Source organism: Spirillospora sp. NPDC046719, assembly GCF_040645715.1.
Taxonomy (GTDB): domain Bacteria; phylum Actinomycetota; class Actinomycetes; order Streptosporangiales; family Streptosporangiaceae; genus Spirillospora.
Genome location: NZ_JBEYYT010000572.1, coordinates 1 through 5076 on the forward strand (window position 1 = coordinate 1; position 5076 = coordinate 5076).

Consider the following 5076-nt stretch of genomic DNA (forward strand, 5'->3'; position numbering starts at 1 on the left):
CCGCGGAGCGCAAGCGGAGCGGGGAAACAGCCCGTCCGTCGTGACGGGGGTTCCAGGGGGTCGCCCCCTGGATCAGCACAGCCAGGCGCGCATCCGCCGCTCGCAGTCGGCGATCAGCGGCATCTCGACGTACTCGTCCTTGGTGTGGGCGAGGGTCGGTTCACCGGGGCCGTAGTTGACGGCCGGGACGCCGAGTTCGGAGAAGCGCGCCACGTCCGTCCAGCCGAGCTTGGCGCGGACCTCGGTGCCGCCGGACGCGACGGACGACACGAACGCGGCGGCGGCCGGGTGGGTGAGGCCGGGCCGGGCGGCGGACGCGGCGTCGGTCACCTTCACGTCGAAGCCGTCGAACACCTCGCGCAGGTACGCCTCCGCCTCGGCGAGGGACTTGTCGGGCGCGAACCGGTAGTTGACGGTGACGACGCATTCGTCCGGGATGACGTTTCCGGCGACGCCGCCCTGGATGAACACGGCGTTGAGCCCTTCGTGGTACTCCAGGCCGTCCACGACGGGACGGGTGGGCTCGTACGCGCGCAGGACGTCGAGGATCCGCCCGGCCGTGTGGATGGCGTTGGACCCCATCCAGGCGCGCGCGCTGTGCGCCCTCTCGCCCTTCGCCGTGACGTCGATGCGCATGGTGCCCTGGCATCCGCCCTCGATGTGCGCGCCCGTCGGCTCCATCAGGACGGCGAAGTCGCCCGCGAGCAGTTCGGGGCGGGTGGCCGCGAGCCGCCGCAGCCCGTTGCGGTCCGCCTCGATCTCCTCGCACTCGTAGAACACGAAGGTGATGTCGCGGGTGGGCTCGGTGACGGTCGCGGCCAGGCGCAGCGCGACCGCGACGCCGCTCTTCATGTCGGTCGTCCCGCAGCCGTACAGGCGGTCGCCCTCCATGCGCGACGGCAGGTTGCCGTTCAGCGGCACGGTGTCGAGGTGCCCGGCCAGGACGACCCGTTCGGCGCGCCCCAGGTCCGTGCGGGCGATCACGTTGTTCCCGTCGCGCTCCACCGCGAGGTGCGGAAGCGCGCGCAGCGCCTCCTCGACGGCGTCCGCCAGCGGCCCCTCCGCACCGCTCACCGACTCGATGTCGACGATCGCCGCCGTCAGGTCCGCCACGTCCGAGAACAGATCAAGCCGCATGGACAGCAAGCGTACGCGGCTTATGATCGCGGGCGTGGAGATGCCTGTGCTCGAGTGCGCCGTCCACTGGGCGGTCCCCGCGGACGAAGCGCATATGCGCGACCTTCTGGACGGCGGTGAGCGCGAACGCTACGAGCGGTTCATGCGCGCCGAGGACAAGGCCAGGTTCGTCACCGGGCGGTTCCTGGCCCGCACCGTCCTGGCGGAGGCGACCGGCCTGGCGCCGCGCGACATCCGCTTCACCACGGACTGCCCGCACTGCGGCGGCGCCCACGGCAAGCCGCGCCTCCCCGGCTCCGACCTGGACTTCTCGCTCTCGCACTCGGCGGAGCGGGTCGTCCTCGTCCTCACCGACGGCCCGGAGGTCGGCGTCGACGTGGAGCAGGAGAGCGACCGGGACGTCGACCGGCTCGGCGAGATGGTCCTCAGCGCCCCCGAGCGGGACGTCCTCATGGCGCTCCCCCCGGACCAGCGCAAACGCGGCTTCCACACCTACTGGTGCCGCAAGGAGGCGCTGCTCAAGGCCACCGGCCACGGCCTGGCGGCGCCCATGACGGCGATCCACGTCTCCGGCCCCGACGACCCCGCCGAGGTGCTGTCCTGGGACGACGACAAGGCGGTCTCCCCCGTCCGCCTCGCGGACCTCACCCCGGGCCCGGGCTACGCCGCGTCCCTGGCCGTCCTCACCGCCCGCCCCCTCAAGATCACCGAAACCTCCGTCGCCTGACCGGCGACGTTCCGGTTCCCGCGGACAAGGGCCTGGCCAAAGGGGGTTTAGGTAAGATCATCTGAATTCTGGGGATGGCGGTGGGGGCGTTGTTCAAGATCTTCAGGCGGCGGCGCGACGACGAACTGGCACCGATCGACGCCGGGATCACGGCTTTCGGCGAGGCGCTCGCGCGGCACACCCTCGTACCCGAGCGGCACGCCGCCGACGCGGACCTCCTCGCGGACTACGCCCGTGCCCTGGACGCGTACGAGCAGGCCAAGCGGGCCTTCGTCGGAGACCGAGACCGCGAGGACGCGGCGGACGTCATGCTGGCCCTGGACGAGGGCCGCCACGCCCTCGCCTGCGTTGACGCCCGCATGGCGGGCCGTCCCCTCCCGCCTCGCCGCCCCCTGTGCTTCTTCGATCCTCGCCACGGCACGTCCGCCGAACGTGTCAGCTGGACCCCGGAGGGCGGCACCGCCCGCTTCGTCGACGTGTGCACCGCCGACGCGGTGAGGCTCGCGGACGCCACGCCGCCGATCACGACGAGCCGCCACCCGTCCCCGTCCCAGAAGCCGCCCGCGCGCCCCTCCGAGCCTCGCGCCCCCCAGCGGCCGCACAGGGGGCCGGGCCCGTTCAAGACATGCCCACCGGGCGTCCGGAAGACGCAGCAGGCCCAGGGGACGGGCAGCAGAGAGATCGAACTCCCCCACCGCGAACCGCGCGCGCCCTTGGTGCTCGTCGTCCGGCTCCACAGCGGTCCCCGGAACACCGTTGAGCTGATGGAAGCCGGGAAGGCGCGCGTGCTGCTCAGGAGCAAGCAGCGGAGCCGCGTCGTGGAACCCCTTCCCGTGTCCGGGGACAGGCACGTTCACGTCCACATCGAATCGCGGGCCCCGTGGACGGCGTGGCTCCAGCCTCTCGACACCGTCCCGGCCGTCCACGACCACATCGCCTCGCGCGGCTCCTTCGTCTTCCACTACTCGGGAGGCCCGGCGATCGTCCACATGAGACACGCCGATCGAGGCGGCTACTCCCTCACCGAACTCACCCCGGACTTCGAGAGAGGACCGCAGGTCCTGTCCGGCAGGGACGAGTCGTCCACCGACGGCCATCTGTCGGGCCCGACCTTCCTGCACGTGAAGGCCGAAGGCACCTGGAAGATCAGGATCTACGCGAACCCGGCCTGATGGCGGCCACCGGCAAACCGGGGCATCGCTGAGATCTACCCGCGGGCTACATCGTCTCTGTCAGGTGTTGATGCCGTGGTCGCGCAGGATGTCGTTCAGGGCCGCCTTGTCGTGCCGCTGGCCCGGGTCCAGGCGCTTCAGGATCAGGACCGCCGGGAGGCCGAACGTCCCGCCCTTGAACTCCTTGTAGCGGGTGCCGCCGACCGCGACGCACCAGTCCGGGATGCGGCCCCGGCTGATCTCCTCGCCCGTCTCCACGTCGATGACCGGCATGGACGCCGACAGGTTCGTCCCGGAGCCGACCACGGCCCCCTTCCCGACCCGCGCGCCCTCCACGATCATCGAGCGGCTGCCGATCATGGCCTCGTCCTCGACCACGACGGGCTTGGCGTTCGGCGGCTCCAGCACGCCGCCGATCCCGACACCGCCCGAAAGGTGGACGTTCTTACCGATCTGCGCGCATGACCCCACGGTCGCCCACGTGTCGACCATCGTCCCGGAGTCGACGTAGGCGCCGAAGTTGGTGAACGACGGCATCAGCACCACGCCCGGGGCCAGGTAGGCGCCCCAGCGGGCGATCGCGCCGGGCACCACCCGCACGCCGTCGAACCGGCTCTTCAACGGGATGCGGTCGTGGTACTGGAAGTCGCCGACCTGCGAACGCACCATCCCGAGGACCTTGAAGCTCAGCAGGATCGACCGCTTCGCGCGCTCGTCCACGACGACCTCGTCGGTCGCGGGGTCGATCCGGGCGACGCGCGCCTCCCCCGCGTCGAGCTGGTCCACGGCGGCCACGATCGCCGCGCGGGCGTCGGCGTCGTCCGGGCCGAGCTCGGCGCGCCGCTCCCACAGCTCGTCGATGACCTGGGAAATCGGGCTGGTGAACGTTTCCGTCATGGTCCTTGAGCTTACTGGTGGCCGGTTCCCGGTACCTTCTTCGCGTGGCTGTTTGGTCGAGGTTGAGGACGCGCCCCGAACAGGGTCCGGGCGGCGGCGGGCGCCGCCGGCGGCGCTGGCCGTTCGTCGTGGCCGCGCTCGTCCTCGTGCTGGGCGTGGGCGGCTACATCGCGTTCGACCGCGTGCGCCCCTACCTGCACGGGTCGGGCTGCGAGGTCGCCGTGGGCAAGTCCAAGATGCCGCTGGACCTCGACCAGGCCGCGAACGCCTCGACGATCTCGGCCGTGGCGTTCCGCAAGCAGCTCCCCGAACGCGCCGCGGTGATCGCGTACGCGACGGCGATCCAGGAGTCGCACATCCGCAACCTGCCCAGCGGCGACCGCGACTCCGTCGGGATGTTCCAGCAGCGCCCCTCCCAGGGCTGGGGCACCCCCGCCAAGCTGCGCGACCCCGTCCAGTCCACCAGCAAGTTCTTCGACGCCTTGGTGAAGGTCAAGGACTACCTCGACCGCGACGTGCACGACGCCGCCCAGCGCGTCCAGCACAGCGCCGACGGCCGCGCCTACGCCCAGCACGAGCCGGACGGCAAGCTCCTCGCCCAGGTCTTCACCGGCCGCCAGGCCGCCGGGGCCCGCTGCTGGTACCCGCCGGACAAGCAGACCAAGTCCCGCCGTCCCGACGCGATCCGCGAGATGCGCCGCGCCTTCGGCCCCCGCCTCCAGGTGGACGGCCCGGGCCCCCTCACCGCCGGCGCCCCGTCCCGTCCGGACTCCTGGAACGGCGTCAAGGTCACCAACGCCCGCGCCGGCTGGGCCGTCGCCGCCTGGGCCGTCACCCACGCCCAGGTCTACGGCCTCAAGGAGGTCCGCTACGCCGGCCTCCACTGGCGGTCCGACGCCGGCCACGACGGCTGGACCACGGACAAGAACGCCTCCGCCAACCACGTCATCATCCACTGATCCTTTTTCGGGCCAATTCCGGCCAAAATAGAACGGAACCGAACGAGCACGCGACCACTTCGCCTGTTCAGCCCGAAATGCCGCGCCGCCCATAGTTATCCACAGGTGACTTAGCTGATGGACAGGCGGAATCGGCGGTCTCTACGCTTCATCTTGCTCGTTGTCACGGGGTGTGTCGTCGTAT

The 5076-nt window shown here is 71.3% G+C and carries 5 protein-coding genes; 3 read left to right on the plus strand and 2 right to left on the minus strand.

Annotation, left to right across the window (positions count from 1 at the left end; translation table 11 throughout):
- Nucleotides 1-72: 72 nt before the first annotated feature.
- Nucleotides 73-1137: a succinyl-diaminopimelate desuccinylase gene (dapE, locus tag ABZ914_RS46260; RefSeq protein ID WP_500201021.1), complete on the minus strand. Its 1065-nt coding sequence runs from the start codon at nucleotides 1135-1137 to the stop codon at nucleotides 73-75.
- A gap of 40 nt (nucleotides 1138-1177) precedes the next feature.
- Here dapE and ABZ914_RS46265 point away from each other — a divergent pair, with 40 nt between their 5' ends.
- Together ABZ914_RS46265 and ABZ914_RS46270 are read left to right on the plus strand one after the other, a co-directional pair.
- A complete protein-coding gene (locus ABZ914_RS46265) occupies nucleotides 1178-1864 on the plus strand; it encodes a 4'-phosphopantetheinyl transferase family protein (RefSeq protein WP_500201024.1) in 687 nt (228 codons plus the stop codon).
- Nucleotides 1865-1944: 80 nt separating this feature from the next.
- Complete coding sequence (locus ABZ914_RS46270; RefSeq protein WP_500201022.1) at nucleotides 1945-3036, plus strand: hypothetical protein; 1092 nt, start codon at nucleotides 1945-1947, stop codon at nucleotides 3034-3036.
- A gap of 60 nt (nucleotides 3037-3096) precedes the next feature.
- Here the strand turns inward: ABZ914_RS46270 and ABZ914_RS46275 are convergent, their stop codons facing one another.
- Nucleotides 3097-3933 carry a 2,3,4,5-tetrahydropyridine-2,6-dicarboxylate N-succinyltransferase gene (locus tag ABZ914_RS46275; RefSeq protein WP_433149259.1) on the minus strand — a complete coding sequence of 279 codons (837 nt, stop codon included), beginning with the start codon at nucleotides 3931-3933 and terminating at the stop codon, nucleotides 3097-3099.
- Nucleotides 3934-3977: 44 nt separating this feature from the next.
- On the opposite strand from ABZ914_RS46275, the gene ABZ914_RS46280 reads away from it, so the two are divergent.
- On the plus strand, nucleotides 3978-4892 hold the full coding sequence (locus tag ABZ914_RS46280; RefSeq protein WP_500201023.1) for a hypothetical protein: 915 nt from the start codon (nucleotides 3978-3980) through the stop codon (nucleotides 4890-4892).
- Nucleotides 4893-5076 lie beyond the last annotated feature (184 nt).